Below are 26,522 nucleotides of genomic sequence, written 5' to 3'. Positions count from 1 at the left end.
GCTCGCAGGTCTTGATACGCCCGGTCCGTGACAAATGGACGAAGGGCGCATCATGACAAGCGTTTATTTCAGTTTTGTTGCGGTTTGTGACGGATTGTTTCGTATCAAACCATTGCCAAACGCTGCTTGCGGGTGGGCGCAGGCCAGGCTCGATCAAGGTCGGCGATATCTTCCGGGGTGAGCCTCAGCTCTGCGGCGGCGAGGTTGAGGCGCAGGTGTTCGGGATTAACCGCCTTGGGAATGGCAATCATGTTGTCCTGACGCAAGACCCAGGCGAGGCTGATCTGCGCCGGCGTTGCGTTGTGACGGGCGGCGACCGCCTGCAACGCCGGGTGATGGAGAAGGTTACCTGCCTGACCGATCGGGCAATACGCCATGGTTGGCATGCGCCGGATCTCGGCCCAGGGCAGCAGATCGAACTCGATGCCGCGCTCTTCCGGGTTGTACAACACCTGATTGGTCGCGCAGTCCGGGTTGTTCAGCTCCAGCATGTCCGGCACATCGAAATTCGACACGCCCCAACGGCCGATCTTGCCGGCCTCACGCAGGCGTTCGAACGCTTCAACGGTTTCTTCCAGTGGATACTGGCCGGGCCAGTGCAGCAGGTACAGATCGATAAAGTCAGTGTTCAGTCGTTTCAGGCTGCGCTCGCAAGCAGCGGGCACGCCCGTGCGGCTGGCGTTATGCGGGTAGACCTTGCTGACCACGAACACTTTGTCCCGCTGCCCGGCGATGGCTGCGCCCACCACTTGTTCGGCGGCGCCATCGGCATACATTTCGGCGGTGTCGATCAGGGTCATGCCCAGCTCGATCCCTTGGCACAGCGCGGCAATTTCCACGGAGCGCTGACGCGGGTCTTCACCCATGTGCCAAGTCCCCTGACCCAAGACCGGTACGGTCTGCCCCGCGAGTTCAAGCGTACGCATGGGAACCCCTGCAATTGGATGAATGATGAGGAGTGTGGCAGTGAAATGGGCAAAGGGTTCCCGGTACGGCGTTATTTCCCCGCCACCTTGCCGGCATTCTCCCAGCCGCCGCCCAACGCCAGGAACAGATCGATTTGCCCCATGGCAACTTGCGTATTGGCCATGGCCAGTTGGGCGCGGACGTCGGTGTAGGTGCGGGTGGCTTGCAGGTCGGCGAGGAAGGATTCGCGACCGGCCTGGAAGAAACGGTGGGTCTGGTCGGCGGCCTGTCTGGCGGATTGTTCGGCATCGGCCAGAGCGTCACGGCGTTCCAGCAAGGCGGTGTATTGCGCCAGGCCGGTCTGGGTTTCGCGGATGGCATTGAGCACCACGCCGTCGAAGCGGGCCAGTGCCGCCTGGGTCGAGGCTTCAGCCTGATGAATTCGCGCGCGGGAGCCGTTGGACGGGATGGTCCAGTTCAGCAGCGGACCGAAGCCCCAGCGATTGGTGGCGGGTTTGCCGAGGTTTTCCAGCAGGCCCACGGTGCCGACCGTCGCGCCGATGCTGATGTCCGGATACAACTCGCCGGTTGCCACGCCAATTTCCGCAGTGGCTGCGGCAAGGCGACGTTCGGCCTGGCGCACATCGGGGCGACGCTTGAGCAACGCGGCGCCATCGCCCACCGGCATCACTTGTGCGATATGCGGCAACTCGTTGCAGGTCGCCACGCCAGTCGGCAGCTGGTTCAACGGCTTGGCGAGCAGCATCGACAGGCGAAACAGCCCGGCCTGGCGCAGCGCTTCGTAACGCGGCAGCTCGGCGCGCAAGGATTTGAACTGGGTTTGCGAGCGGGTGACCTGGGTTTCATCGCCTCGGCCCGCATCACGCAAGCGCTGCGTCAGGGTCACGCCTTGCTGTTGCAGATCGAGGGATTCCAGGGCGATGTCGTGTTCTTCGTTGGCGGCGCACACCTGGGTATAGGCGCGCACCACATCGGCAACCAGAGTGATACGCGCGGTATCGGCGGCGGCCTGAGTCGCGTCGACATTGGCTTTTGCCGCTTCGATGCCGCGTTGCAAAGTGCCGAACAGATCGAATTGATACGAGGTGGTAATCCCGACGTTACCGACATTGGCCACGGGCACTTTGTCCGCCAGGAGAAAGGCTTCGCCGGATTCCTGAAGACGTTCCGCACCGAGCTTCACGCCGCTGTTGAAGCCACCGGCGGCCTGCGCCTCGGCAGTCTGATAGCGGGCGCGTTGCAGGTTGGCGGCGGCGATGCGCAGGTCGGTGTTGGAGGCCATGGCCTGTTGCACCAACTGATCGAGGCGCGGGTCCTGATACAACCGCCACCAGTCGGCAGGCACCGGCGCGGAAATCGTGTTGACCGATTCACCCGCCAGTTCGCCCTGCAAATCCGCACGATTGACGGCGGCGTCTGCGGGCAGCTTGTAATCCGGGCCGACGACCTGACACGCCGACAACAGCAAGCCAAGCCCGACCGTCGTCAGGCGCGTGAGGTGTTTCATTGCGCGGGCTCCTGGGTGGCTTGTGTCTGCGCGTCGTCGATGATCGACACCGTGGCGGTGCGCCCGGCGATCATGCGGAAGTCCGCCGGCACTTCATCAAAGGCGATGCGCACCGGAATCCGCTGCGCCAGACGCACCCAGCTGAACGCCGGGTTGACGTTGGGCAGCAGGTTCGAGCCGCTGCTGCGGTCGCGGTCTTCGATACCGGCGACGATGCTCACCACATGGCCGCGCAGCCGGGCGTTGTCGCCGATCACGCGGATATCCACGCCTTGGCCGATATGAATGCCGTCGAGTTTGGTTTCTTCGAAATAGCCGTCGATGTGAAAGGACGTGCCGTCCACCACCGACAGCACGGCGCGGCCTGCGGTGACGAATTCATGGGCGCGGGGCGCACGGTCGTTGAGGTAACCGTCAACCGGGCTGCGGATCACCGAGCGATCCAGGTTCAGCTGTGCGGCGTCCACGGCCACTTGCGACTCGTTGAGCGCGGACAAGGCGCGGGTTTCCCGGGACTGGCTTTCTTCCAGTTGTTCGCGGGCCACCAGATTGCCCAGGCCACGGTTACGTTTGTTTTCGCGACGGGCCTGCTCGTAGGTTTCCTGGCGTTCGGCGACCGTTGCCTGCGCCTGGCGCAAGGCCAGGCGGAAGCGGTCCTGATCGATGGTGAACAGCACCTGGCCCTTGGTTACCGACTGGTTATCGCTCACATCGACTTTCTGGATCAACCCGGAAACGTCCGGGGCGATCTGGATGATGTCGGCGCGGATATGCCCGTCGCGGGTCCACGGTGCATACATGTAATATATGACCATGCGCCAGACCACGATGGCGGCGAAGACCACAACGAGCAAAGTCAGGACCACACGGCCCAAAGTCAGCAGAGGTTTTTTCATTTCATCAGGTATCGACTGAGAGTATCCACGGCGCCGAGGAGCAAAGCGTATAGACCTACGTTGAACAATGCCCGGTGCCAGACCAGGCGGTAAAAGTGGACACGCGACAACCCAGCGTGGACCACCAGAAACAGCAAATACGTGATGCCCATCAGCGCCAGAAAGGTGGGGATGAACACCCCGCTGATGTCCAGATCACCGATCATAGAGGTGCTCCGTCAATGCCATAGGGCGGTTGTTCTTCGGTTTCCGCCGCCGGGTGGACGATCTCGACACCGGGCAACAGTGCCAGGCGCAAGCCGCTCAAGGCGTGCAGCAGGTGAGGGCGGGCCGGTTCATCGCCCATGCCTTCAGCGCTCAAGGCGCGGCGGGCGCGGTCCATGGTCATCAGCAGGCCTTTGGGGGCCGGCAGTCGTTCGCGTGCATTCAGGCAGGCCTGAAAATAACCGCCCACTTCATCCACCACTTGCCGCACCAGCATTTGCTGGCCGGCATGAACCCGCGGTAACCAGGCCAGCAGATCCAGCAGGTTCAACGCCACGCGCAGTTCGCGCAGGGCAATGCCGGTGTCCTGCGCGGTCAGGGTCAGGCGCGGCAAATGCTGCATCAGCCGATCAAGCATTTGGGCGCCCATGGTGCGGTGCTCGGCCAAGGTCGCCGGTTCGGTCAGCGCCACGATGTCGCGCCAGCTAAAGCGGGTCAGGCGTTTGGCTGCCAGTTCGACACCGAATGGCCGCACCACCAGAGTCCAGACAAAGGCAAACAACAGCCCCACGGGACCGGCCAGGTTGGAATTGACGAAGTTCAGGAAGTCCGCGTCGTAGGCGCTTTGAATGCTGATGAATGACGAGGTGTTGACGATGGTCAGCAGCGTCCCGAGGTAGAAGCGCGGCTGTACGGTGAGCGTGCCGACGCAAATGAACGGCACGGCAAACGCCAACACCAGCATCGGGAAATCATGCAGGTTGGGCAGGACCAAGAACAGATACAGGCTGGCAAATACCACCGAGAGCAGGGTCCAGAAGAAGAACCGGTAGATCTGCGGCGCCGGATCGTCCATCGCCGCGAAAAAGCTGCAGGATACCGCCGCCAGTGCGACCGCCGCCGCGCCGTCGGGCCAACCCAGCAGAATCCACAGCACCGAGGCGACGATGATCGCCAGAACCGTCGACGTCACCGAATAGAGCATCAGCCCGCGATCCAGGAACGGCGTGATTCGCCCCAGCCGCCAATGGCGATAGACCGCGCGCCATGGCGTCTGGTCGTCGGTCTTGATCGCGTGTTGCAGCGTGCGGCAGTCCTGCCACAAATCGATCCATTCGCCCAGACGGAACAGCGCGTTGGACAGCAGCAACTGACGTCGGTCGTCCAGCTGCGCAGCGGTGGGCTGCAGGCGCTCAAGTTCCCGGTGCAAGGCTTGCCACTGCTCAAACTGCAAACCGCTGGCGGTGTTGTCCAGCCAGGCGCGGGTGTCGATCAGCAGCGGCGCAAGATTGGCGACCAGTTCAGGGGTGCGACGGTCCAGTGCCCACAAGGCATCGTCCAGGGCGTCGATCACCGGCAGCAAATGGATCATCCGCCCGCGCAGTTCCTTGGCATTTCGCACGGTCTGGCTGCGCGCGCCTTCATGGGGCAATTGACCGATCATCAGCTCCAGGCTGTTGAAGGTGGCGACCATGGAGCCGCGCAAGGCGCCGACTTCTTCGGCATTGACCATGCGGGCCAGGAAGCGATCACTGTAGGCCGAGGCATCGCTGAACCATTTGTCCGCCGCGCCCTGCATGACCGGCGCCAGGCGGCGCGGCCAGAACATGCTGCCCACTACCGCCGCGCAAACGATGCCGAGGAAAATTTCTTCGGTACGCGATACGGCGATTTCAAACACCGCTTGCGGGTTATCCACCACCGGAAAGGAAATCAGCGGCAGGGTATAGCCGGCCAACATCAGGGCGTAGCTGTTGGCGGTACGCAAATGCAGGGACAGGAACAGCAGCGTGCCGGTCCACAGCGCGATGACCACCGCCAGCAGAATGGGCGTCTGCACAAACATCGGCACCAGAAACACCGCCGCCGCTGCGCCAGCCAGAGTGCCTAGTGCGCGGTACAGCGCTTTGGAACTGGTCGGGCCGACAAACGGGCTGGAGACGATATACACCGTGGCCATCGCCCAATACGGCCGAGGCATTTCCATCAACAGAGCGATGTACAACGCCAGCATCGAAGCGCCGAAAGTGCGCACGCCGTAAAACCAGTCGCGCGCCGGGGGAACGCCCGCAAAGAAATCTTTCAAACTGGCCCCGCTGTGTCCGGATGCGCTGCGTCGGCAAAGGCTTTGAAGACGCGCAATGTGGCGTCGAGATCTTCGCGAGCGACGTTTTTCAGCACGTCGCGGCGCAGGCGAATCAATTCTTCTTCGATGGCCAGGGACAAGGTTCGGCCGCTTTCGGTCAGGCTCAAGGCTTTGGCGCGGCGGTCATTCGGGTCTTCGGTGCGGCAGACGATTCCGGCGCTGCACAACTGATCCAGCAGGCGCACCAGCGTCGGACTTTCCATGCCCGCAGCGTGGGCGACGGTGACCTGATTCACGCCATCGCCCAAGCGCAGGATCATCAGCAAAGGGCCAGCGCAGGCTTCGGACACGCCGTAGGTGACCAGCGTGTTCTGGCAGATTCGCCGCCACTGGCGAGACGCAGCGACTATGCCGCTGCTGATATTCATCTGCAGTGAGTCAAGGGACATGAGATGGACCGGATTGAAATAGTTAGGGTTGATATTGTTCGTAGGAACATTATTAGCTTGCTAACTATTAATATCCTGTAACAAGGAGTTACAGTCAACCCCGAAGTGCCGGGTGGTGGGAGTTTTTTGGAGAGGATGGCGCAGGTTGACCGGAAGGAATTCATTCGCGAGGCTATATTCTGGCTACTCGTTTGAGGGCGTTCGCCAGGCTTTATCTCAGTCGATAAGCGTGCCACCTGAAAATCCGATTCGCGGGCAAGCCTCGCTCCAACGAGACGGCGCGGTCCTGTTGGAGCGAGGCTTGCCCGCGAAGAACGATGACGCGGCGGGTCTGGTCCAGTTATACGCTCGGCACGTACGCAAATTGTCAGGCCGTTGCAGTCTGATGAATCGGCAACATGACCTTGAACGCGGTACCCACACCCACTTCGCTGTGCACGGTGATATGCCCGCCGTGTTTGTTCACGATGCCGTACGACAGCGACAGGCCAAGACCGGTGCCCTGGCCGACGGGTTTGGTGGTGAAGAAGGGATCGAAAATGCGCTGCAGCGATTCCGGGGCAATGCCCGAACCGTTGTCAGCCACTTCCAGCCACACTTGATCATCCTCCACGCCGCTGCGGATGGTGATCTTGCCGCGTTGTGTGCCCATCGCCTGGGCGGCGTTGACCACCAGGTTCATGACCACCTGATTGATTTGCGAGGGCAGGCATTCGATTTCCGGAAGGTCGCCGTATTCCTTGATCACGTCAGCCTTGTATTTCAATTCGTTGGCGGCGATGTTCAGGGTCGAATCGATGCCGTCATGCACGTTCGCCCACTGCCATTGTTCACTGGAATCCACCCGTGAGAACGCCTTCAGGTCCTTGACGATTTTTCCGGCGCGGCTGATACCTTCCTTGGACTCCGCGATCAACACGGGAATGTCTTCCAGCAGGTAATCCAGTTCCACCTGCTCACGAAGGGCCGCCAACTGCTGTTCAGTCGGTCCCGGCGGCATCGCTTTTTCCGCCAGGCGATAGGCGTCGAGCATTTCCTGGAGTTTGCTGAAGTAGCCTTCCAGGGTGCCCAGATTGGAGGAAATAAAGCCGATGGGATTGTTGATTTCATGGGCGACACCTGCCGCCAGCTGGCCCAGTGAGGCGAGTTTTTCCGATTGCACCAGTTGGCTTTCCAGCAGTTTTCGCTCGTCGATTTCCCGCCGCAGGGCTTCGCTGGTCTGGGTCAGTTCAGCGGTGCGTTGTTCGACCAGGTTCTCCAGCGAGTCCATCTGTACCGAAGCGCGCTCGGCCATCTCCCATTTGTTGGTCAGGGTGTTGGCCAGTTGCTGGACTTCGATGTTGTCGAAAGGTTTTTTCAGAATCAGCAGGCGGTCATGGCCCTGTAACCGGTCCAACAAATCGTCCCAGGAATAATCGGTGTAAGCGGTGCACACCACGATTTGCAGGCGCGGGTCCGCCACCCACAAATGTTCGATGGTCATGGCGCCGTCCCAGCCCTGGGGCATGCGCATGTCGACGAACGCCAGGGCGTAGGGAAGATTCTGCGCCAGCGCCTCGTTGACCTTGGCCAATCCTTCCTCGCCGCCGTACGCGGAGTCCAGCGAGAACGGTTTGCCGACGACCGGAATCTCGTTGCCGAACAAGGCCGCTTCCATCAGGTCCAGTTCCTCATTGGATACGTCGGAGGGCGTGAGGATCTTGCGGAAATCTTCATGAATGGACGGGGTGTCGTCGATCAGAAGGATGCGTCGGTTAGTGAGACTTTTCATTGCGCACCTGCGGCAGGCTTGAATGGGAGATCCAGGGTGAACGAGGCACCTTTGCCGGGGCCGTCGCTTTGGGCCGTCAATTGCCCGTTCATCTCAACTGCAGCCAGGGCACAGCTGTGCAGTCCGAAACCATGGCCCTCCTTGCGCGTGGTGAATCCGTGAACAAACAGACGCGGCAGGTTTTCCGGCGAGATACCTTCGCCTTCGTCCTTGACGCAGATGCGCAGCGTCGTGCCCCCGACAATGTTCACCGCCAGGGTGATCTTGCGTGCCGCGTTGTCGGTCTGGGACATGGCGTATTTGGCGTTGCTGATCAGGTTGATCATGATCAGCAGGATCCGGTGTTTGTCGCCCAGTATTTCCGGCACGCTGCCGTATTCACGTACCACGGCGACACTGTGCCGGGTCAAGGCGCCGGAGTTCATGTGCAGGGCGTCCTCCAGCAAGGCGGTGATGCTCAGCGTTTCGACGAGGTCGGCGGCGCCGGCATAGGACTGCTGTGTCGCGACGATTTCCTTGATGTGGTCCACGCTTTTGGTCAACCGCTCCAGCTCCTCGGCGATGCTCTGTTGTTCCATATCCAGGCTGATCACCAACTGATTCAGGTAACCGGGCAGCAGCCTGCCTTTGTCGTCCAGGGTCATGAAATTGCCAAGGTCTGCCGCATGCTCGTTCATCATCGCCACGGCCTTGGACAAGCCACGGGCCTTGCTGTCGCGAACCCGGCGGGTCACCAGTTCTGCGGAAATGTTCACGCTGTTAAGCACGTTGCCGACGTTATGCAGCACGTTGGTGGCGATTTCCGCCATCCCGGCCTGACGCGCCGTGTCCATCAGTTCGGTCTGTGCATTCCTGAGTTCGCAGGTGCGCTCCTCGACTCGTCGCTCCAGGCTCGCATTGGCTTCCTGCAAGGCTCTATTGACGTCGTTGATCACTTTGTAGCTGCGCACCAGACGATGCAGCAGATAAAACAGCAGCAGCGCCATCACCGCCGAAAGGATGATCAGGTACAGGTGGTGCTGCTGCTCTTTTTCCACGGCCTGTTGTTGGTGAACGTTGAGCATCTGGTTAATCGCATCCAGGCGTTCCGACACAGGCACCGCCGCTATGCGGCCCAAAAGGTCATTGACGAAAGGCTGTTCCCGCTGGATCAGGTTGATGTGATTGAGCAGGATGCTGATCGAGGCGCCGAGCGGTGCTGGCAGCAAATCACTGGCCGCACGCACCCGATTGATCCCCACTTCGATCTCGGCAGACTTGTCAGACGTTGCCGACTGGGCGAACTCCAGACCGGTCAGCAGCAGGTCATAAATGTTGGTTGCGGTGTTCTGCAGCAGGACGGGATCTTCAACCCGTGCCAGCTGAAACTGAATGTCATCCGCCGCCGAGGGCAAAAATGCCAGGGAGTTGCGCAGCACCGCGTCGTGGGACTTGAACTGTTCCACCAGCTCCGTCTTCAGGTCCAGGGCCTCCAGGTACGCGTCGCGATGGGCTGTCCATTCGTCGGTCTGTTGGCCGGGGTCAAGGTGCAGCATCGTTTCGAAACGGGACCCCAGGCGCTTCATTTCCGTCAGGGGCGCGACCAGCAGGTCGTAGTCCTGGGTGACGCCCATCCGCGACTTGAGGATTTCCGTTTCCCAATGCGCATCCAGCTGTTTGAGCTGGCGTATCACGTCCCGGGATTCGAAGTAGGTCGAGGTCTCGTGGGCGATCGAATTGAAGTATAAAAACACCAGACCCGAGGCGATGCTCAGGGTTATGGCACCCAACAGCGAGGTTTTCGAGCGTCGGGACATGTTCATAGGGGTTTACCTGCCAGCTCACCGGTCAGGGTTTTCAGAAACTGCACAATCAGCGATTTATCCTGCTCGGTCGGGATGCGGCCCAATTGATAGGTGAACATCACCTCGACGGCCTGTTCCAGGGTAGCGGCCGATCCGTCGTGAAAATAAGGCGCGGTGATCGCGACGTTGCGCAGGCTGGGCACCTTGAATACGTTGCGGTCGGCCTCGTTGCCGGTCACGAGAAAGCGGCCCTGATCAGCGTCGGTGACGTTGCCCCTGACCTTGAAGTAATCGCCCATGACTCCGAATTTCTGAAACATGTTGCCACCGATGTTGATCCCCTGATGACAGGCAATGCAGCCGTATTGCTTGAAGCGCTGATAGCCGTACTTTTCCTCCACCGTGAGGATGTCCGTGTCACCTTTGAGGTAACGATCGAAGCGCGAGTTGGGGGTGATCAGGGTGCGCTCATAGCTTTGCAGCGCTTGCTGGATATTGGCGATGGTGACGCCGTCGGTGTAGGCGGCGGCAAAGGCTGTCCGGTAATGACTGTCGCCGGACAGCAGGGTGCTGACGTGTTCCCAGGAACTGCCCATTTCCAGGGGGCTTTGCACCACTTCATGGATCTGTGCCGTCAGGGATTCGGCGCGACCGTTCCAGAACTGTTTGAAATTCAGCGCCGCGTTGAACACCGTCGGCGTATTGATCGGCAACGTGCCGCCTTGAAAGCCAATCGACAGCGGTTTGTCGTCGGCGCCGCCATGGTCCAGGCGATGGCAACTGGCGCAGGAAAGCGTGCCATTGGCTGAAAGGCGTACTTCATTGAACAGCTGGCGGCCCAGTTCGACCTGCTGCGGGTCTTGCACCACAACATCAGGCAACGGCTGGAGCGGTTCATCCAAGGGTTGTGCGACACTGGCGGTCGCTACGCCCAGAATCAGAGCGAGGACAACAATCAATCCATATGAAGGCATCTATAGCGTCCTGTGCCAATGGAGTGGAGCTTGCGCAAAGCGGTGCAGACGGGGCAGAGCGCCGGACCGATAACTGTATTTCGGCTGCCGCAGGATTTTAATGAGCCAGCCAGACGAATATAAATGCCCTTCCCCAAGCTCATGGACTAACGCATTATCTGCGGTAGCGATGGAACTTAACGCGCACAAATAAATGCTAATCAAGGTGTCGACATGGACGAACAAGCTGGTTCCGAGGTTGAATTCAAGCCCAATGTGTTGCTGGTAGACGACGAGGAGCTGATTCTCAGCAGCCTGCGTCGCTTACTGCGCTCTCACGGCTACAACCTGTTCCTTGCCGATAGCGGGGCCAAGGCGCTGGAAATCATGGCGCAGCAGCATATTGATCTGGTAATGAGCGATGCGCGCATGCCGAACATGGACGGCGCGACGCTGCTGGCCGAGATCAACAAACGTTACCCCTCGACCATGCGCATCCTGCTTACCGGCTTCGCCGACGTGGACATGATTGCCAAGGCCATCAACGAAGGCCGAATTCATAGCTACATCAGCAAGCCCTGGAACGATGAAGAGATGCTGCTGACCCTGCGCCAGTTGTTTGCGCATCAGCATTCGGAACGGGAGCGGGTGCGGCTTGAGAAGCTCACCAAGGTGCAGAACGAAGCCCTGCAGTCGATGAATATCACCTTGGAAAACCGGGTTGCGGCGCGTACTTCAGAGCTGCAACAGACTGCCGACATGCTCGATCTGGCCTACGACGAACTCAAGCGCAGCTACGCGACCAGCACCGAGGTGTTCTCGGTGCTGCTCAACCAGCGTCTGCCGCACGATAAACAAACCAATCGGCAGATCATCGATCTGGTCCGCACGTACGCCCAGGTCCATCCCATGGATGAAGCCAGCCAGCGTGACTTGTGCATGGCGGCGGCGCTGCACAACATCGGCAAGTTGAGCTGGACCGACAGCATGATGAGTGCGCCGGCGGACTTGCTCAATCACACTGAGCGCGACCGCTATCGTGGCTATCCGAAGAAAAGTGAATCGGTGCTGATGACGCTGGAGCCGATGCAGGATGCGGCGCGGCTGATTCTTCACCACCAGGAGCGCTGGGACGGCACCGGTTTTCCCGACCATCTCAAGGGCGAGGCCATTCCGTTCGGTTCGCGCCTGCTCAAGCTCGCCGTGGATTTCATCGAACTGCAGCATGGCTTGATCCTTGAGCGGCAGATGAACAGCGACGAAGCCCTGACCTTCATCCGCAAATACAGCGGGCGGCTGTACGATCCAGGCTTGCTGGAGGACTTCATCAAGGTCTGCGCGATCTACCAGAGCGACGTGACCCTGGGCGACCCGCTGGTCAAGGGCTTCACCACCCGCGAGCTGGAGGCGGGGATGGCGCTGGCACGCAACCTGAGCGCCGACAACGGCATGCTGTTGCTCAACGCTGGCAAAGTGCTCAGCGAGCAACTGATCCAGAAGCTGATTGCGTTCGAGGCCATGGAAGCCAGCAAGTACACGGTTTTCGTGCGTCTGGAAGCGCCGGTTCTCGCAGACTAGGCTCTGCGAACGGCGCTTGAGCCGTCAGCCTGTGCCTCATTGGTGCGCAGGCTGACTGTAAAAATTTAAAAAAGTGCCTCTCCTGGGCTAAAAAATACGACCGTTCGTCGCAATCCCCGCAAAAAATACCCCTCAAAAAATGTATCAGCGCCGCTACCACAGCAAAAAACTGACGCGCGGCCCCGGCTTAGAGGCCTCGTGGGCTCACAACTGCCATTCAAATGAAGCTGTACAAGTTCCGACTCAAATACTGGCCAAATAATAGCCTTTGCGATTGGGTGCTGTTTTATTGACGCCAATACTCTGTCGTGGGCGCTATTTAAAGCGAAGAACCTGCCGATACTCCGAGACGAAGCCAATGGGCAGCAAAAGCCCGATATAGACACTTTGTCGGTGCGCCAGCGCACCTCGTGAGTACGCAATGATCGATCTCGCCATGTGGAACCTGTCTGTACCGGTAGGCACTCCTGCCGCCACGATTGAGACGCCCAAACTGCTGGGCGGTTATCAGGATGGCTTTTTCCGTTCGGGCGACACCCTGTTTTTCTGGGCACCGGTCACGGGCTCACGCACTGAAAACGCCGTCTATCCCAGAACCGAGTTGCGCGAGACCAAGGCTGATGGCAGCGTAAACAACTGGGCGTACTCGCAGGCGGACAATTTTCTCAGGGCCGCGCTGATGGTCAATCAGGTGCCTTCGACGGGCAAGATCGTGATCGGGCAGATCCATTGCTACCAGAGCACGGAGCCGCTGCTCAAGGTTGAATATCAGTACAAGGAAAAACTCCAGACCGGCAACATCGTCGCCAAATTCCGCCGCAGCCCGGATGCGGAAATCGAAGTCATCACCATTGCCCAGGGCATCCCGCTGAATCAACGCTTCAGCTATAGCATCCACTTGACTCCGGCTGGCAACCTGACGGTCAATGCCTCGGACTTTGTCTGGAGCGCCAAACTTGATGCGACCTGGAGCACCAAACTGCTGTATTTCAAGGCAGGGGTTTATACCCAGGACAACACCGGCTATGCCAGCGAAGGCGGCGCGGCGACGTTCTACAAGCTGACGATCAATCACGACAAGAAGGCGTGATTGGTCCGGCGCGAAAAACACCGGCACCGTTGGAGCGAGGCTGAACCTGTGGGAGCCGAGCTTGCTCGCGAAGAACGATGACGCGGTGCATCTGGGCCACCGAGTCGGCTGAATCGCGGGCAAGCCTCGCTCCAACGGACGCTGAACCTGTGGGAGCCGAGCTTGCTCGCGAAGAACGATGACGCGGTGCATCTGGGCCACCGAGTCGGCTGAATCGCGGGCAAGCCTCGCTCCAACGGACGCTGAACCTGTGGGAGCCGAGCTTGCTCGCGAAGAACGATGACGCGGTGGGTCTGGGCCACCGAGTCGGCTGAATCGCGGGCAAGCCTCGCTCCAACGGACGCTGAACCTGTGGGAGCCGAGCTTGCTCGCGAAGAACGATGACGCGGTACATCTGGGCCACCGAGTCGGCTGAATCGCGGGCAAGCCTCGCTCCAACGGACGCTGAACCTGTGGGCCGAGCTTGCTCGCGAAGAACGATGACGCGGTGCATCTGGGCCACCGAGTCGGCTGAATCGCGGGCAAGCCTCGCTCCAGCGGGGTCAGTGATCACGCAATTGCAGGTTTTGGCACCGCTGGAAAAACCAGCGTAAAGCAAATCCTCCCCGCCACCGGCTGCGCCACTGCAACCCGGCCGCCGTGCAGATGCATGATCGCCGCGACTATCGCCAGGCCCAGGCCGTTGGAGTCCGAGCTTTGATGGCGGGAGGCGTCGCCCCGGTAGAAACGGTCGAACAGCTTGCCCAAAGCGGCTTCAGCCAGGGGCGATCCCTGATTTTCCACTTCGATCAACCAATGACCAGCGTGCTGTTTGACCCGCACCAGAATCTCACTGCCAGGGTCAGCATAGCGGATGGCATTGGCCACCAGATTACTCAACGCCCGGCGCAGCAGGATCGGGTCGGCCTGCAAGTTGCCGTCGCCTGACGTCTGGATATTCAACTGCCGCTCTTCGGCAAGGCCCTCGAAATATCCAGCAATCCGCTGCAACTCGTCCTGCAGGCACAACGGCTTACGTTCGATCGCCGCCTGGGCTTCATCGGCGCGGGCGAGAAACAGGATGCTCTCGATCAGTCGCGAAATGCGTTCCAGCTCCTCAAGATTGGAAGCCAGCAGCGCCTGGTATTCATCGACGCTGCGCGTCTGGCGCAGGGCAACCTGGCAATGGCCCATCAAGGAACCCACCGGCGTGCGGATTTCATGGGCCAGGTCGGCGGAAAACTGCGTCAGGCGTTGATAGCCATCATCCAGCCGTTCCAGCATGGCGTTGAACGCATCCACCAGCGGCTGCAATTCCACCGGCGCGTCCTGATTGTCGAGGCGCTTATGCAGGCGCGCCGGGGTGATGTCCGATGCGTGGGCAGTCATCCGCCGCAGCGGGCGCAGGCCACGACGCAACAGCACGTAGCCGAGCAGCGCGGTGATCAGGAAGGCCAGGGTAATGGCGGCATAAATCCGCTGCCGGAAGCTCTCCAGCATGGCCATTTCCTTGACCATCAAATGCGCTGCGGTCAGGCGCACTTCAACGCCACCGGAGAGTGCCGTGCTCGAAGCTGCCCTTAAAGGCACGCCTTGCAGGCTGGTGCCGCTGCGCAGGTCGGTGTCGCGCAATGCCACGTCCTGCGGGACGACGGGCAACTCCGGCAATGGCGCCCGTTGCGGATTGACCGATATCACCGGCGCCTTGCCCGGCTCGCCAATCAAAAAAATGTCTTCTTCACTGTCGAGCATGTTCTCGAACAGCTGCGGGCTGCCCTTGAGATTGTCCAGGGTCAGGTCGTAGCGCAGCAGTTTGCGAAAGTGATCGAGGCGTGCCAGCACGGCGTGATCGGTGCGCTGCATGACTGATTGTTTCATCGACGCGTACAGATACCAGCCCGCGCCGCTGACGGTAAACATCGCTACCAGCGCGAAGGCCAGGCTGGAGCGCAGGATCAGGGATGGTTGGCGTCGGGACTGCACGGTCGCACCTCGCAGACGTAACCGATGCCGCGCACGGTGTGGATGAGTTTGACCGGGAAGGGCAGGTCGACCTTGCTGCGCAGGCGTTTAATCGCCACGTCGACGACATTGGTGTCACTGTCGAAATTCATGTCCCAGACTTCCGAGGCGATCTGCGCCCTGGACAGCACATCGCCTTCGCGACGCAGCAGCAGGTGCAGCAAGGCGAACTCTTTATTGGTCAGGACAATCACCTGTTGCTGGCGGGTGACGCGGCGGCGCAGCAGATCCAGTTCCAGATCGGCCAGATGAAAATGGTCGGCCTCACGCACCACGCCCCGGCGCAGGATGGTGCGGATGCGCAGCAGCAGTTCGGTGAAGGAAAACGGCTTGACCAGATAGTCGTCGGCACCCAGCTCCAGGCCGCGAATCCGGTCCTGCAGTTGGTCACGGGCAGTGAGGAACAGTACCGGTACGTCCTGTTTTGCGCGCAACACTTCGATAATCTGCCAGCCGTCGATGCCCGGCAGCATCACGTCGAGCACGATCAGGTCGTAGCGATTTTCCAGGGCCAGGTGCAGGCCGTCGGTGCCGTGCTGGGTCCAGTCGACTTTATAACCGGATTCGCCGAGGCCCTTTTTCAGGTACTCGCCGGTCTTGGTGTCGTCTTCGATGAGCAGGATGTGCATGATGGTTCCGCCTGTTCAGGCGCAGCACGCCGGGTGGGAAGGCAAGTCTAACCAAGACCCGGCGGGCTGTCGGTTACATTTTTGTCATTGATCCGGGCGCTGCGGCGAATGACAAAAATGTCATTCGCCGGTCATGGTTCAGTGCCGGTTGCGGGGTGATGATTGCGAACTCAAATCTGCACATTCAACCCTGCCAAGGAATCACTCATGAAGACTGCACTGTCCACTACGTTCGGCCTGCTGTTGCTCAGCGCCGCTGTCATGACCCAGGCCGCTGACATGCCTGTGGTCAAACCCATGCGCGGTACCGTCGACAGCGTCCAGACCGATACCCTGAGCTACACCACTCGCGCCGGTCAGCACCAGACCATCACGCTGACTGACAAAACCGGGATCCGCCTGGTGTCCAAAGCCGATCTGGATTCGATCAAGGCAGATAGCTTCGTCGGTTCCGCCGCGATTCCCCAGGCCGACGGTTCGTTGAAAGCGCTGGAAGTCACGGTATTCGAAGCCAGCCTCAAAGGCAGCGGTGAAGGTCACTACGGCTGGGAAAACGCCGACGGCAGCACCGGCACCATGACCAACGGTACGGTCGGCAAATTGTCCAAAGCCAACGGCCGCACCCTGACCGTGTTGTACAAAGGCGGCGAGAAGCAATTGGTGGTACCGGAAGACGTGCCGATCGCCTATGTTGAACCGGGTCAGCGCAGCGAATTGAAAGCCGGCGCGAAGATCGTCCTGTTCCCTGCCGATGACGGTAAATCCGCCCGTGGTGTAGCGGTCGGCAAAGATGGTTTTACCCCGCCGATGTAAGACGGCTTTGATAAATCCCGTAGGACCGGCTTCAGCCGGGAGGGCTGTGTCTTTGAGGAAACAGATGCAGCGAATGTATCGGCGTCCTCCCGGCTAAAGCCGGTCCTATGTATGGACTCGCCCACACTTTCAACCTGCTTTTGAACACTGCTACCCGGTTGCATCTATGTATAAGGCCTGTTCGAGGAAGCGTTACGGCTTCTGGCCAACATTGGGTAAGCTCGCGGTATGCCGATTACGTTAAGGCCTCAAAGGGCCAGTAGGACCGCAGGCATCTATCCGCGACGGTCTGACCTGGGGTCAATGTTCTTCAGCAGCGGTTGAGGTGACTCAGCACCCCGGTGGCAGAACTCTGTTGATTAATGATTCATCGTCGCCTCCTGGCAACCTGCAGGCTGACGACGATAGGTCTGATTGTTTTGCAGCAGCACCCAGACGATGCGCAGGTTTCTATTGGCCAACCTTACGGCTGCTCCTTTTTGACCATGCTGACTTAGCCAGCGTCTTAGCCGGCGATCATCGGGATGCTCCGAATCAGGCTTCACCTGCCTTAACACGGCGTGCGCTCCTTGAATCGACAGGCTGCGAATATAGCCATCTCCGCGTCTGCAAATTCCTCCCAATCGGATTTTTTGCCCGCTGCTGTGCTGCTCGGGCACCGTGCCGAAGTAGGCAGCAAACATTCGGGCATTGGCGAAACGCTCAGGCTCAGTCTGTTTGGCCAGCAAGGCGGTGGCGATGATTGGGCCGATGCCGCGCACTGTCATCAGACGCTTTGCTGTCTCATCTTCGCGCGCTGCTGCTTCCAGACGGCCCGTCAGTACATCGATGCGCTCACCCAGATGGCTCCATTCGCCCAGCATTTCATCAATCAGCTCGCGCAACATATCCGGCAATGGCTGGATGGCATCTTCCAATATACGTGGGACATTTCGGCTGAGGGTCACCGCCCCTTGCGCCATGGCAATGCCCTGTTCCAGCAACAGCCCGCGTATCTGATTACCCATTGCAGTGCGCCGCCTTACATACCCTTGTCGAGCACGATGCAGAGCCTGCATGGCCAGTTGTGCGGTGCTTTTGACTGGCACTGGCGCAATGTTTACATCTCGTCCTGAACGCAATATCGCCAGCACATCGTTGCGATCATTTTTGGCACCGCTACGATGTTTGGCGACATGTTGCGCCGGTAAAATTCGCGCCTGATTGCCTTGTGCTTGCAACAGCCGCGCCCAAGCCTGCGCGCCAGGGCCGGTCTCCATCAGCACCGTCACGCCTGCCGGCAGTTTTTGTAAAAAGGCCACAAAGGTTTCGCGTGACTTGATCCGCTCTTCGTAAATGACCTGACCAAGGGCATCTTCCCCGGCCACCTGGAACACATTCTTGGCAAGATCTACCGCCACTGTCGAACAAGCCGACACGTCGGCTGAAGACAAGGCGTTACTTTTGGTCGTATGCTTTTTCATGGACTCGCCCTCGCTGTCGTTGGCTTCTTAAGAATGCCACCGTGGCGCTACAGACGCCTCGGCTTGGGCGAGTCCATCCAATTACGACAAGCGCGTTGCAGGCGGGGATTTTGCTTGTCCCGTCGGATCGGCTTTAGCCGGGAGAGGGCCGGTAAAATCGACACGTTTCTATGGTCTGCACGAACGTCCTCCCGGCTGAAGCCGGTCCTACGACAAGCGCGTTGCCCCGGCTGAAGCCAGTCCTACGATCCGGAGGGCCGGTCCAATCTTTTACTCAGTTCAAACCTAACTTGCCACGCAATGTGGACAAGTCTTCAGCCAGGGTATTGACCGGGCCAACCAGCGCCTTGCGATCGTTTTCCTTCACTTTGTCGTAAGTCTCGAAACCGCCATCCTTGGTTTTGTACTTGGCCAGGATCTTGTCCACGGTGGCGAAGTTCTTGTCGACCTTGGCAGCGAAGACTTTGTCGGACTTCTCGATCTGTGGGCGGAACAGGTCGACGATTTTCTTCGCGCCGTCGATGTTGCCCTGGAAGTCATACAGATCGGTGTGGCTGTAGCGGTCTTCTTCACCGGAAATCTTCGTTGCGGCAACTTCTTCAAGCAGCGCAGCGGCACCCCCGACAACTTTCTCTGGCGGGAAAGTCAGGCCGGAAACGCGGGTTTCCAGGTCGTGTACATCAGCCATCAGCTTGTCAGCAATCGGGCCCTGATCCTTGGTGGTGTTCTGCGAGAACAGCGCGTATTCCAGGCGATGGAAACCGGTGAAATCTTCAGCATTCACGCCTTTCTCGTGGTCATCGACGCGTGAGTCGATAGACGCGTCCAGGTCGCTGAACAGCTCAGCCATCGGCTCGATTTCTTCGTAGAACACGCGTGTTGGCGCGTACAGCTTCTTGGCCGTTGCCAGGTCGCCTTTCTTCACTGCGTCGGTGAATTTCTGGGTGTGGCTGACCAGCTCGCCGATCTGCTCGGTGACGTAGATTTTGTAGTCCGACACCGGCCCTACCAGGTCAAGCGGAGCAGTCGCGGCGAAAGCCGACAATGGGGTCTGGAGCAAACCAACGGTGAGCAGCAAAGCAAAAGGCAACTTTTTCATGGGACTCTTCCTGTTGAGGTGGTAGGGGCAGTTTTGGGGAAAATTCACGCCGTTTCAGGCGCAGTGGTCGACGCCTGAAGCAGCGAGCGACCAATGAAATCCTGAGTGTCGATAACGCCGGGCAAGGTGAAGAAATAACCGCCGCCGACCGGCTTGAGGTATTCCTCCAGCGGTTCGCCGTTGAGTCGGGTCTGCACGGTGATGAAGCCTTTTTCCAGGTCGGACTGGTAACAGATGAACAGCAGGCCCATGTCGAGCTGGCCGTTCTTGTTGACGCCGTTGGAGTAGTTGAACGGGCGGCGCAGGATCAGATTGCGCTGGGTTTGGGCGGTACGCGGATTCGCCAGGCGAATATGCGAATCGAGCTTGGTCTTCTTGCCGTGCGGGTCGGCAACGTAATTCGGCACGTCGGTTTCGACCTTGCCGTCCATGGGCGCGCCCGTGGTTTTGACCCGGCCGAAAATCGCTTCCTGTTCCTGCAGCGGCGTGCGGTCCCAGCGTTCGACAAAATTGCGAATGATGCGCACCGCCTGATAGCTGCCATTGGCGGCCCAGGTCGGTTCGTTGCTGCCGGGCTGAACCCAGACCAGCTCGTTCATGGCCTTCTGATCGTTGGAATCCGGGTTGGCGGAACCGTCACGGAAGCCGAGGAAGTTACGCGCGCTTTCCGGCGGCTGGTCCGGCTTTTTCGGCGCTTGCGGCGGCACCGTGCCTTCCTGTTTCCAGCGCACCAGCAGCAGGTCCGGCAGGTTTTTCACGATGTCGCGCAACGCGTGAATGTTGCTGTCGGCGCTGTTGGCGCAGAACTGGATGCTCAGGTCGCCATGGCAACTGTCGGCTTCCAGTGCGTCATTGGGGAAACCAACCATGCGGCTCAGGCGCTTGGGTTTGACCGCTTCCAGGCCGAAACGCTCGTCGAACAGCGACTCGCCCACCGAAACCGTAATGGTCAGGTTATCCGGTGTGACGACCGGGCCGAGGATGCCGGAGTCCATCGGCGGAAACTTCGGATCGACCTCAGGCACCGGGCCGCCGGTCATCAAGAAGGCGATGCGCTCGTTCAGCGTGCGGAACAGGCGCTCCAGGTCTTCCCGGTCGGCGGCCAGCACGTCGAAAGCCACCAGCATGCCCGAGGCCGGGCGCGGGTTGACGATGCCGGTCTGATGCACGCCGAAAAACAGGTTGCGGTCTTCGGTCTTTTCGCTTTTCGGCGCTTCGGTTACCTGCGCCGGGGCGGCAGCCAGAACGTTACCGCTCAGGCTGCTGCCCGCCAGCGCCGCACCCGCCGCGCCGAGGCCCAGCAGGACGCGGCGACGTTGGACGGATTGCGGGGCGTTGCTGTTGTCTGAGTCGTTCATGGCTATTTTCTTTGCTCGCTATCTGAAGGCGAAACCAGGTCCTACAGCGACCATGGCATCTCGTAAATCACCGCAGTGGCATCAATTAAAGGCCCGACAGGCCGAGTGCTGGATCGATTCCTTCGAGTGCATCCGCCAATGCCTTGGCGTGGTCGGCGATCAGCTTGCGCTGGTTGGCGTTGACCTGATCGTACGGGCGATAGCCGCCGTCGGTTTTCAGGCCGTTGAGTTCGGTGTCCAGTGCCGCCGCTGCGCCATCGATTTTCTGCACCAGCTCAGCGGAATTCTTCGCCAGCAGCGGCCGAATCAGATCGACCACTTTGCGTGTGCCTTCCAGGTTGGCCGCGAAGCCGTTGAGGTCCAGATGGCTGTAACGCTCTTCTTCGCCGTTGCTGCGGATCTCGCCCAGGCTGCGCATGTTGCGGGTGATGATGCTCGCCAGTTGCTCGGGCGCCATGTTCTGCGCCAGCAGCTGTTGTTTGAGCGTGGTGACATCGGTTTGCAGGCGTTGCGCAATCGGTGCCAGGCCGTCGACGGTTTTCTTGTCGAACAGCGCGTATTCCAGGCGATGGAAGCCGCTGAAGCCTGGGTCCTGTTCGCGTTTCTCGTAGTAATCGGCGCGGGCATTGATGGCGTTGTCCAGCTCGGACAAGCGCTGCGCAGCCGGGGCGATACGTTGGTAAGCAGCGCGGGCCGGGGCGTAGGCGGCTTGCGCGGCGCTGAGGTCGCCGGCTTCGATGGCTTGCTGCAGCGCCGTTACGGCCTTGATCAGCGCCGTGCCTTGCAGGCTCAGGTACACGCGGTATTCGGACAGCGGACCAATGAACGCCACCATCGAGGGGCGAGCCTTGGCGTTGGCATCGGATTCAGCGGTCGGCGTAACGTGCAGCGTGCCGCGCGGATTGCTCAGCAGGCCGCAGGTAATCGCGTAATCGCCGGGCAGCAGGTTGGCGTTGATCACCTGGCTCAGGCCCGGCGCAATATTTTCCCGTTCCTCGACCACCAGCACGCCGTCAAGAATTTCCCATTCGACGGCCCGCTCGGAGCGGTTGACGATGCGGAAGGCATTCTTGCCCGCAGCCACGGTGAGGTCATTGGGCTCGCAAGCGTGAGCATGAATGGTGACCACGGTTTGCGCATTGGTATTGGCGGCGCGTTTTTTCATGGCGTTCTGCGAGGCGTAATAGAACAGCCCGCCTGCAGCGATCATGACCACCACCGAACCGGCGACGGCCAATCGCAAGGCGCGGGGAGGCTTGGCTTTCTCTGAAAGCCCTGTGGGACGATTCGACATGTGTGCCCTTATTCGTTCGTAGCTGAAGAGGGGTGCGGATGCGCGGGCCGGGTGGGCAGACTCACCACCGGGGCGCTGGGCATGAAGAACAGCGCCAGCGCGACGACCAGGTAAATCACATACACGCTGAGGGTGCTGATGGTTGGCGCATCCTGGTAACCGAACATGCCTGCCAGCACCGAACCGGCGGGTCCGTCCATTGGCAGCGTGGCGCTGAAGTCGAAGACCACCGTTTGCAGGTGATTCCAGATCCCGGCTTCATGCAGTGCCTGTACCGAGTTGGCGAGAATCCCGGCGGCAACCACCAGAATGAACAAGCCGGTCCAGCGGAAAAACAGGCTGAGGTTCAGGCGCATGCTGCCACTGTAGATGGCGAAACCCACGGCAATCGCAATGATCAGGCCAAGCAGGGCACCCAATGGCGCGCCGGGGCCTTCGCTTTGCTGGAAGACGGCAAGCAGGAAAAACACGGTTTCCAGACCTTCACGGGCCACGGCGAAAAACACCATGGCGATCAACGCGTAGGTCTGGTTTTTCGAACCGGCGAGGGCGGCATCCAGGGACATGTGCAATGAATGCTTGATAGAACGAGCGACCTTGCGCATCCAGAACACCATGGAGCTGAGAATGCCGACGGCGACAAGGCCGACGACACCTTCGAACAATTCCTGCTGTTTCTGCGGGAATTCGGCGCTGACCATTTCCAGGCCACCCCCGACGAACAACGCCAGGGCAGCAGCGAGGAAAACCCCAATCCACACGGCTGGCATCCACTCGCCGCGACCGGTCTGTCTCAGATAACTGGCGATGATGCCAACGATAAGCGCGGCTTCAATCCCTTCGCGCAGCATGATCAAAAAAGGAACGAGCATGTTTCACCAAGGTTTTTTGCTGTAGGCTGATTCGTTTCAGCGGGTCAGAAAGTCTCTGATGTCTGAAACAACGCGTAACATAATGATACTCATTATTGAATGCGTATAGTTGTTTTTTTGATTCCGATCAGTTTCGCATTCTCGTTCAGGAAGGGTTCAGGCGGGATTCAGGGCGAGATTCGGACGCAGATTTGTTGGAGCGAGGCTTATAAACCGCTCAAAATCCCATACGCCAACTTCACCCGCGCTTCATTGGGGTAATTCCTGTTGGCGAGGATCACGATTCCGGTCTTCTTCTCAGGCACAAACGCCACGTAACCGCCAAAGCCGTTGGTTGAGCCGGTCTTGTTGATCCAGGTGTTTGGCTGCGGGGCGAGGGGCGGGCTGATTGCCTGGGCGGGTTGGGTCTCGTAAACCATCTTGTTGGAGTTGCCATCCAGCAAAGTTTCCAGTGGCACCGGGTAAGGGTATTGCTCCCAGACCAGCGCCTGCGTCATCGCGCCCACTTTGAAATAACCCGCATGCGTCTGCGCCAGGGCCTGTTTGATCGGCGGTTCCACTGGCGTCATCGCCATATTCGCCTCGACGAAGTGCAGCATGTCCCTTGCACTGGATTTGAGGCCATAAGCTTCGGCGCCGAGCACGCCGCCCTGTAAGCGGATCGGTTGGTCCTGTTTGTCGTAGCCCTGGGCATATGCCGACATTTTGCTCGCGGGCACATTCAGCCAAGTGTTGCTCAGCCCCAATTTAGGCAGCAAATGCTGCTCCATCGCCTGTGCAAACGGCATGTGCATGGCCGTGGCGGTGATCATCCCGAGCATGCCGATGCTCGGGTTGGCGTAAGTCCGTTTGCTGCCCGCTGGGTATTGCGGTTGCCAGGCCTGCAAATACTCCATCAACTGTTCAGTGTTCTGTACGGCGTCCGGCACTTGCAACGGAAAGCCGCCAGCGGTGTGAGTGCCGAGATTCATCAAGGTCACCTGGTCGAACGCGCTGCCTTTGAGTTGGGGCAGGTATTTTCCTGGATGATCGTTCAGCGACAACTGGCCATTGACCTGGGCGAGAGTCGCCAAGGTTGCGGTGAGGGTTTTGCTGATCGAGCCCAGTTCGAACAACGTATCGCTGCTGACCTTGGCCTGAGTGTCCTTTGATGCCACGCCAAAGTTGTAAAAGTGCTGCCGACCATCAACGGTGAGCGCAATCGCAAGTCCGGGAATCTTGTACTGCTGCATGACCGCTTTGGCGGCATCCGCCACGGCGACGTCCAACTTGCCGGATTCAGATTCGGCAGTCGCCATTGCCATGCCCGCAACCATCAGGCCGCAGGCGGCAAGCAGCACTTTGGCGCGGGAAGGGTCGATTGGGAACATCCAGGTTTCCTCGTTTTATAGGGTCGGGCATGCAGCCTATTGAGCGTGGCGAAGGCGGTTCAATAAACCTTCTATCACAAAATATTTCCCACCAGCTCCACGAAGCGTTGCGCGGCTGGGCTCAGGCTTTGGTTGCTGCGGGTGATCAAGCCTATTTCCCGGCTGACCCCCGGATGATCCACCGGCACCCGAACCAGATCGCCACGGCCCTCGTCAGCCGACTCTGGTAATAACGTCATGCCCAACCCCTGGCGAACCAGTGCCAGCACCGTCGACATGTAGTTGGCTTCCAGCCCCGGCACCAGTTCCAGCTGTTCTTCGGCGAACAACTGCTCCACACGTTCGCGCACGCTGCTGTCGCGGCCGGTCAGGATAATCGGCTGTCCGGCCAGCGCCGCGAGCTTGATCGACGAGCGTCGGGCCAGCGCATGTTTATGGGGTACAAACAGGCACAGGCGATCGGTCATCACCACCTGAAAATCCAGGCCATGACTCATCCGGGCTTTGACGCCCAGGCCGAAATCCACTTCGCCTTCGCGCACCAGCGCATCGATACGCTGCGCCACCACATCCCGCAGACGCACTTCGACGCCGGGAAACTGCTCGCGAAATTGGCGCAACACCGGCGGCAATGCGCCGGAGCACAAGGAGGGCAGGGCGGCAATGGTCACCACGCCGCGCCGCAGGGCCGCCAGATCCCGAGAGCCGGCGACGATGTTGTCCAGATCCAGCAGCAATTTTTCCATGGGCCGCAGATTGTTCTGCCCGGCCGCCGTGAGGCTGACGTGCCGTGGACTGCGCTCCAGCAACGAGACGCCGAGCCATTCTTCAAGCTGCTGGATCTGCACGGTCAGCGCCGATGGCGACAGGTTCAGCTCCAGCGCCGCTTTGGCGAAGCTGCCGCTGTGGGCCACGGCGAGGAAGGCGCGGATGTGCTGAATGGAATTCTTCATTTTGTTTTTCCGAATGCAGGGCGCTGAACATTTCAATTTACAAAGCTTACCTGTGTTTTCAATACTCGTTGAAAACAACAACAGCTCATCTCGCCGCGCCAGTGGTCAGGGATGACGAACAGGAAGTCCCTATGCTCGCCACCCTCGGTGTCATCACCATTCTCTGTTTACTCGCCGCTGTCATGAGTAAACGCCTTTCGCCCCTTGTCGCACTCATCGCCTTGCCGATCATCGCCGCCTTGCTCGGTGGATTCGGCCTGCAAACCAGCGCCTTTATCATTACCGGCATCAAGAACGTTGCGCCGGTGGTGGGCATGTTCGTCTTTGCGATCCTGTTTTTCGGAGTCATGACCGACGCCGGCATGCTTGACCCGATCATCGACCGCATCCTGCGCACCGTAGGCACGCGGCCGACACGCATCGTGATGGGCACCGCGCTGTTGGCGCTGCTGGTCCACCTCGATGGCTCGGGCGCCGTGACCTTTCTGGTGACCATCCCGGCGATGCTGCCCTTATATACGCGGCTGGGCATGGACAAGCGGATTCTCGCCTGCGTCACGGCGATGGCCGCCGGGGTGAATTTCCTGCCCTGGACCGGCCCGGTGCTGCGCTCTTCGGCGGCCTTGCACGTGCCAGTGGCGGACCTGTTCCAGCCGCTGATCCCGGTGCAGATCGTTGGCCTGATATTTGTCTTCACCTGCGCCTGGTTCCTGGGTCGTCGCGAAGAAAAACGGCTCGGCCTCGGTGCTGGCGCCAACGTGGATGTGGTGCCGCAACGGGTACTCAGCGAGCATGAAGAAATTCTGCGTCGCCCCCGTTTGTTCTGGCTGAACCTGATGCTGACCATCGCCGTGATGGGCGTGATGATTTCCGGGATTGTCGATCCGGTGGTGATGTTCATGCTTGGCACCGTGCTGGCGCTGTGCATCAACTACCCCAATGTCGACGCCCAACGTGCGCGCATCGATGCTCACGCCAAAACCGCACTGACCATGGCCAGTATTCTGCTGGCGGCCGGGGTCTTCACCGGCATCATGCAAGGCACCGGCATGCTCAAGGCCATGGCTGAAGTGGCGGTGGCGCAGATTCCCGCCGGGCACGGCAAGCTGATCCCGATGGTGGTGGGCTTCCTGTCCATGCCGTTGAGCATGCTCTTCGACCCGGATTCGTTTTATTTTGGCGTGATGCCGGTGATTGCCGAAGTCGGCAAGGCCTTGGGTGTCGATCCGCTGCAGGTCGCCCAGGCGTCGCTGCTGGGCGTACACACCACCGGCTTCCCGGTCAGCCCGCTGACCCCGGCGACGTTCCTGCTGGTCGGCCTGTGCAAAATCGAACTGGCCGATCACCAGCGTTTCACCATCCCTTTCCTGTTCGCGGCTTCGGTGTTGATGACCCTGACCGCGCTGCTCTTGGGAGTCTTTTGAT

General features: G+C 59.8%; 22 protein-coding genes. 4 read left to right on the top strand and 18 right to left on the bottom strand.

Going from position 1 to position 26,522, the window contains the following annotated elements; all coding sequences use genetic code 11:
* Positions 1 to 104: 104 nt before the first annotated feature.
* The 9 genes from AABC73_RS19905 to AABC73_RS19865 form a co-directional block, all read right to left on the bottom strand.
* The gene (locus tag AABC73_RS19905; protein ID WP_341520626.1) at positions 105 to 926 is read right to left on the bottom strand and encodes an aldo/keto reductase; all 822 of its coding nucleotides are present in this window, start codon (positions 924 to 926) and stop codon (positions 105 to 107) included.
* A 71-nt stretch (positions 927 to 997) separates the two neighbouring features.
* Positions 998 to 2,434 (bottom strand): efflux transporter outer membrane subunit, encoded by a 1,437-nt coding sequence (locus AABC73_RS19900; RefSeq protein WP_341520625.1) that lies wholly within the window; start codon positions 2,432 to 2,434, stop codon positions 998 to 1,000.
* Positions 2,431 to 3,330, bottom strand: coding sequence for an HlyD family secretion protein (locus AABC73_RS19895; RefSeq protein WP_341520624.1), 900 nt, complete (start codon positions 3,328 to 3,330; stop codon positions 2,431 to 2,433). The genes AABC73_RS19900 and AABC73_RS19895 overlap by 4 nt, the downstream gene beginning before the upstream one ends.
* Positions 3,327 to 3,536, bottom strand: a complete 210-nt coding sequence (locus tag AABC73_RS19890; protein ID WP_341520623.1) for a DUF1656 domain-containing protein — start codon at positions 3,534 to 3,536, stop codon at positions 3,327 to 3,329. The genes AABC73_RS19895 and AABC73_RS19890 overlap by 4 nt, the downstream gene beginning before the upstream one ends.
* Positions 3,533 to 5,620 carry an FUSC family protein gene (locus tag AABC73_RS19885; RefSeq protein ID WP_341520622.1) on the bottom strand — a complete coding sequence of 696 codons (2,088 nt, stop codon included), beginning with the start codon at positions 5,618 to 5,620 and terminating at the stop codon, positions 3,533 to 3,535. The genes AABC73_RS19890 and AABC73_RS19885 overlap by 4 nt, the downstream gene beginning before the upstream one ends.
* Complete coding sequence (locus AABC73_RS19880; RefSeq protein WP_341520621.1) at positions 5,617 to 6,069, bottom strand: MarR family transcriptional regulator; 453 nt, start codon at positions 6,067 to 6,069, stop codon at positions 5,617 to 5,619. Before AABC73_RS19880 ends, AABC73_RS19885 begins: the two co-directional genes overlap by 4 nt.
* A gap of 367 nt (positions 6,070 to 6,436) precedes the next feature.
* Positions 6,437 to 7,840, bottom strand: a complete 1,404-nt coding sequence (locus AABC73_RS19875; RefSeq protein ID WP_341520620.1) for an ATP-binding protein — start codon at positions 7,838 to 7,840, stop codon at positions 6,437 to 6,439.
* Positions 7,837 to 9,642 carry a DAHL domain-containing protein gene (locus tag AABC73_RS19870; RefSeq protein WP_341520619.1) on the bottom strand — a complete coding sequence of 602 codons (1,806 nt, stop codon included), beginning with the start codon at positions 9,640 to 9,642 and terminating at the stop codon, positions 7,837 to 7,839. Before AABC73_RS19870 ends, AABC73_RS19875 begins: the two co-directional genes overlap by 4 nt.
* On the bottom strand, positions 9,639 to 10,598 hold the full coding sequence (locus AABC73_RS19865) for a cytochrome c peroxidase (RefSeq protein WP_341520618.1): 960 nt from the start codon (positions 10,596 to 10,598) through the stop codon (positions 9,639 to 9,641). Before AABC73_RS19865 ends, AABC73_RS19870 begins: the two co-directional genes overlap by 4 nt.
* Positions 10,599 to 10,811: 213 nt before the next feature.
* On the opposite strand from AABC73_RS19865, the gene AABC73_RS19860 reads away from it, so the two are divergent.
* Both AABC73_RS19860 and AABC73_RS19855 read left to right on the top strand, forming a co-directional pair.
* Positions 10,812 to 12,155, top strand: coding sequence for an HD domain-containing phosphohydrolase (locus AABC73_RS19860; protein WP_341520617.1), 1,344 nt, complete (start codon positions 10,812 to 10,814; stop codon positions 12,153 to 12,155).
* Positions 12,156 to 12,576: 421 nt separating this feature from the next.
* Complete coding sequence (locus AABC73_RS19855) at positions 12,577 to 13,245, top strand: polysaccharide lyase family 7 protein (RefSeq protein WP_341520616.1); 669 nt, start codon at positions 12,577 to 12,579, stop codon at positions 13,243 to 13,245.
* Between the two features lie 549 nt (positions 13,246 to 13,794).
* On the opposite strand, the gene AABC73_RS19850 is transcribed toward AABC73_RS19855, so the two are convergent.
* Positions 13,795 to 15,144 carry a heavy metal sensor histidine kinase gene (locus AABC73_RS19850; protein ID WP_341524290.1) on the bottom strand — a complete coding sequence of 450 codons (1,350 nt, stop codon included), beginning with the start codon at positions 15,142 to 15,144 and terminating at the stop codon, positions 13,795 to 13,797.
* A gap of 35 nt (positions 15,145 to 15,179) precedes the next feature.
* Positions 15,180 to 15,875, bottom strand: coding sequence for a heavy metal response regulator transcription factor (locus AABC73_RS19845; protein WP_341520615.1), 696 nt, complete (start codon positions 15,873 to 15,875; stop codon positions 15,180 to 15,182).
* 207 nt (positions 15,876 to 16,082) lie between these two features.
* On the opposite strand from AABC73_RS19845, the gene AABC73_RS19840 reads away from it, so the two are divergent.
* Positions 16,083 to 16,688: a hypothetical protein gene (locus AABC73_RS19840; RefSeq protein WP_341520614.1), complete on the top strand. Its 606-nt coding sequence runs from the start codon at positions 16,083 to 16,085 to the stop codon at positions 16,686 to 16,688.
* Positions 16,689 to 17,047: 359 nt separating this feature from the next.
* Here AABC73_RS19840 and AABC73_RS19835 read toward each other — a convergent pair whose 3' ends face one another.
* From AABC73_RS19835 to AABC73_RS19805, 7 genes are all read right to left on the bottom strand, one after another.
* On the bottom strand, positions 17,048 to 18,106 hold the full coding sequence (locus AABC73_RS19835) for an IS110 family transposase (protein ID WP_341524163.1): 1,059 nt from the start codon (positions 18,104 to 18,106) through the stop codon (positions 17,048 to 17,050).
* Between the two features lie 319 nt (positions 18,107 to 18,425).
* Positions 18,426 to 19,250 carry an iron uptake system protein EfeO gene (efeO, locus tag AABC73_RS19830; RefSeq protein WP_341520613.1) on the bottom strand — a complete coding sequence of 275 codons (825 nt, stop codon included), beginning with the start codon at positions 19,248 to 19,250 and terminating at the stop codon, positions 18,426 to 18,428.
* A 44-nt stretch (positions 19,251 to 19,294) separates the two neighbouring features.
* Positions 19,295 to 20,608, bottom strand: a complete 1,314-nt coding sequence (gene efeB, locus AABC73_RS19825; protein ID WP_341520612.1) for an iron uptake transporter deferrochelatase/peroxidase subunit — start codon at positions 20,606 to 20,608, stop codon at positions 19,295 to 19,297.
* Positions 20,609 to 20,693: 85 nt separating this feature from the next.
* Entirely contained in the window at positions 20,694 to 21,902 is a 1,209-nt protein-coding gene (efeO, locus tag AABC73_RS19820) for an iron uptake system protein EfeO (RefSeq protein WP_341520611.1), read from the bottom strand.
* 8 nt (positions 21,903 to 21,910) lie between these two features.
* On the bottom strand, positions 21,911 to 22,774 hold the full coding sequence (efeU, locus tag AABC73_RS19815) for an iron uptake transporter permease EfeU (RefSeq protein WP_341520610.1): 864 nt from the start codon (positions 22,772 to 22,774) through the stop codon (positions 21,911 to 21,913).
* Between the two features lie 206 nt (positions 22,775 to 22,980).
* On the bottom strand, positions 22,981 to 24,078 hold the full coding sequence (gene ampC / locus AABC73_RS19810; RefSeq protein ID WP_341524289.1) for a class C beta-lactamase: 1,098 nt from the start codon (positions 24,076 to 24,078) through the stop codon (positions 22,981 to 22,983).
* Between the two features lie 140 nt (positions 24,079 to 24,218).
* The gene (locus tag AABC73_RS19805; RefSeq protein ID WP_341520609.1) at positions 24,219 to 25,097 is read right to left on the bottom strand and encodes a LysR family transcriptional regulator; all 879 of its coding nucleotides are present in this window, start codon (positions 25,095 to 25,097) and stop codon (positions 24,219 to 24,221) included.
* A gap of 131 nt (positions 25,098 to 25,228) precedes the next feature.
* On the opposite strand from AABC73_RS19805, the gene AABC73_RS19800 reads away from it, so the two are divergent.
* The gene (locus AABC73_RS19800) at positions 25,229 to 26,521 is read left to right on the top strand and encodes a citrate:proton symporter (RefSeq protein WP_341520608.1); all 1,293 of its coding nucleotides are present in this window, start codon (positions 25,229 to 25,231) and stop codon (positions 26,519 to 26,521) included.
* Position 26,522 lies beyond the last annotated feature (1 nt).

Origin of the sequence: Pseudomonas sp. G.S.17, from assembly GCF_038096165.1 — a bacterium.
Taxonomy (GTDB): Bacteria; Pseudomonadota; Gammaproteobacteria; order Pseudomonadales; family Pseudomonadaceae; genus Aquipseudomonas.
This window is presented reverse-complemented; position numbering and strand designations above follow the sequence as displayed.

Excerpts from the sequence above, each read along its gene's own strand:
- AABC73_RS19865 (WP_341520618.1), bottom strand. The coding sequence starts at position 10,598 with ATGCCTTCATATGGATTGATTGTTGTCCTCGCTCTGATTCTGGGCGTA.
- efeO (WP_341520611.1), bottom strand. The coding sequence starts at position 21,902 with ATGTCGAATCGTCCCACAGGGCTTTCAGAGAAAGCCAAGCCTCCCCGC.
- AABC73_RS19895 (WP_341520624.1), bottom strand. The coding sequence starts at position 3,330 with ATGAAAAAACCTCTGCTGACTTTGGGCCGTGTGGTCCTGACTTTGCTC.
- efeO (WP_341520613.1), bottom strand. The coding sequence starts at position 19,250 with ATGAAAAAGTTGCCTTTTGCTTTGCTGCTCACCGTTGGTTTGCTCCAG.
- AABC73_RS19840 (WP_341520614.1), top strand. The coding sequence starts at position 16,083 with ATGAAGACTGCACTGTCCACTACGTTCGGCCTGCTGTTGCTCAGCGCC.
- AABC73_RS19805 (WP_341520609.1), bottom strand. The coding sequence starts at position 25,097 with ATGAAGAATTCCATTCAGCACATCCGCGCCTTCCTCGCCGTGGCCCAC.
- AABC73_RS19845 (WP_341520615.1), bottom strand. The coding sequence starts at position 15,875 with ATGCACATCCTGCTCATCGAAGACGACACCAAGACCGGCGAGTACCTG.
- AABC73_RS19800 (WP_341520608.1), top strand. The coding sequence starts at position 25,229 with ATGCTCGCCACCCTCGGTGTCATCACCATTCTCTGTTTACTCGCCGCT.
- AABC73_RS19890 (WP_341520623.1), bottom strand. The coding sequence starts at position 3,536 with ATGATCGGTGATCTGGACATCAGCGGGGTGTTCATCCCCACCTTTCTG.
- AABC73_RS19850 (WP_341524290.1), bottom strand. The coding sequence starts at position 15,144 with ATGTTTACCGTCAGCGGCGCGGGCTGGTATCTGTACGCGTCGATGAAA.
- AABC73_RS19900 (WP_341520625.1), bottom strand. The coding sequence starts at position 2,434 with ATGAAACACCTCACGCGCCTGACGACGGTCGGGCTTGGCTTGCTGTTG.
- AABC73_RS19905 (WP_341520626.1), bottom strand. The coding sequence starts at position 926 with ATGCGTACGCTTGAACTCGCGGGGCAGACCGTACCGGTCTTGGGTCAG.
- AABC73_RS19855 (WP_341520616.1), top strand. The coding sequence starts at position 12,577 with ATGATCGATCTCGCCATGTGGAACCTGTCTGTACCGGTAGGCACTCCT.
- efeU (WP_341520610.1), bottom strand. The coding sequence starts at position 22,774 with ATGCTCGTTCCTTTTTTGATCATGCTGCGCGAAGGGATTGAAGCCGCG.
- efeB (WP_341520612.1), bottom strand. The coding sequence starts at position 20,608 with ATGAACGACTCAGACAACAGCAACGCCCCGCAATCCGTCCAACGTCGC.
- AABC73_RS19875 (WP_341520620.1), bottom strand. The coding sequence starts at position 7,840 with ATGAAAAGTCTCACTAACCGACGCATCCTTCTGATCGACGACACCCCG.
- AABC73_RS19860 (WP_341520617.1), top strand. The coding sequence starts at position 10,812 with ATGGACGAACAAGCTGGTTCCGAGGTTGAATTCAAGCCCAATGTGTTG.
- AABC73_RS19870 (WP_341520619.1), bottom strand. The coding sequence starts at position 9,642 with ATGAACATGTCCCGACGCTCGAAAACCTCGCTGTTGGGTGCCATAACC.
- ampC (WP_341524289.1), bottom strand. The coding sequence starts at position 24,078 with ATGGCAATGGCGACTGCCGAATCTGAATCCGGCAAGTTGGACGTCGCC.
- AABC73_RS19880 (WP_341520621.1), bottom strand. The coding sequence starts at position 6,069 with ATGTCCCTTGACTCACTGCAGATGAATATCAGCAGCGGCATAGTCGCT.